The 1756-nt window shown below is 30.9% G+C and carries 1 protein-coding gene; it reads left to right on the top strand.

Annotated elements, in window-relative coordinates:
• The coding region (locus ACLR9T_RS13940; RefSeq protein WP_413110090.1) for a hypothetical protein at nucleotides 1–1756 on the top strand (1756 nt) is incomplete at both ends.

Genomic DNA, 1756 nt, shown 5'->3' with positions numbered 1-1756 from the left:
CGTAAGTATTAAATATGAAGTAAACGGAAAAGAAGTAAATCCAAAAGATATTAAAGGTAAAAGCGGAGACTTTAAAATAACTATAAAATTAAAAAACAATATCAAAAAGAGTGTTAAAATAGACGGCAAAACTAGAATAATATATACTCCATTTTTAGCTGCCGGCGAAGTTTTACTAGATAGAGATAATTTTAAAGATATTGAAACTAGTGCTGGAACAATGTTAGATGAAGGAAGCAACGCATCTATAACATTTGTATCATTACCAGGATTAAGTCAATCTCTAGATTTAAGTGATGATTTAAATAGTTATTTAAACTTAAAAGATGAAATAGTTATAACTGGTAATACAACTAATTTCAAAATACCAACTATAATGTTTGCTGTAACTAGTGACATAACTTCTACATTAGAAGATATAGATGATGATATGGACTTTAGCGAATTAAAAGATTCATTACAAAAACTACAAGATGGTGGAGCAGATTTAGTAGATGGAGCAAAGAAAGTAGCAGATGGTACTGATACTCTTAATTCAAAATATAGCCAATTTGATGATGGTGTAAAAACATTAGATAATGGTATCGGAACATTAAAAAGTGGAGCAGATACATTAGCTAGCAACTTACCAACATTAAATAATGGTGCAGTAAGTTTAGAAAATGGATTAAAACAAATAAATGAAGGACAAAAAAGTTTAAATTCAGGAATATCTACTTATACAAGCAGTGCAAATAAATTAAATTCAGGATATTCACAATTAGCATCAGGAATAACTTCTTTAGATAATGGAATAAGCTCATTAAGTAGTGGAGCAAAACAACTTACAGATAATTTACCAGCATTAGATAGTGGTGCTAGTTCTTTAAATAGCGGTCTTAAAGAATTAAGTTCATCACAAAATAAATTTGCAAGTGGTGTTAAAAATTATGTAAGCAGTGCAAATAGCTTAGATAGCGCATATGACAATATAGATAATGGTATATCTTCTGCATATAAAGGAGCAAGTAGTTTAAATAGTGGATTAAATCAATTAGGCGATGGAGTAGATAGTTTAATAAGTTCTACAAGTAAAGTAGATTCATTAGCAGATTCAGTTTCTCAAGTTTCTTCTAAGTTATCATCTTCAGATTCTAGCGAACTTGAAGCTCAAATAACTGCTTTAGCTCAAAAAGCAGCAGCAGATGGTGATACTGAACTTGCAGCACAAATAAAACAATTAGGAGGCAGTTTAAAAGAACAATCTAGCCAATTAAATAAAGCTGCATCTAGTTTAAATCAAATAAGTTCTGGATTAAAAACTGTAGCATCTAAACAAGAAGATGGACTTAAATCTGTTAAAGGTGGAATAAAATCTGCATCTAATGGAGCATCTGATTTAAAATCTGGATTATCTAATCTTAAAGATGGATCATCACAATTTAATTCTAAATTAGGTCAATTTGCGGGAGCTGGAAGCACACTTAATGATTCTTCTTCAAAATTAGCAGATGCAACACAAAGTGCATATGCAGGAAGTAGTAAATTATCAGCAGGAACAGGAAAATTAGTAAGTGGAGCAAGTTCTTTAACAAGCGGTGTAGAAAAGCTTAAGAGTGGATCTTCAAGTTTAGTAAGTGGATCACAAACATTTGGAACAAATTTAAATAAATTTGCATCAGCAGGTGGAGAATTACAATCAGGAAGTAGTAAATTATCAAGTGCAACACAAAGTGCATATGCAGGAAGTAGTAAATTATCAGCAGGAACAGGAAAA

Source organism: Thomasclavelia sp., from assembly GCF_047249845.1.
Taxonomy (GTDB): domain Bacteria; phylum Bacillota_I; class Bacilli_A; order Erysipelotrichales; family Coprobacillaceae; genus Thomasclavelia.
Note: the sequence above shows the minus strand (reverse complement) of the source record. Positions and strands in the feature narration are given on the sequence as shown.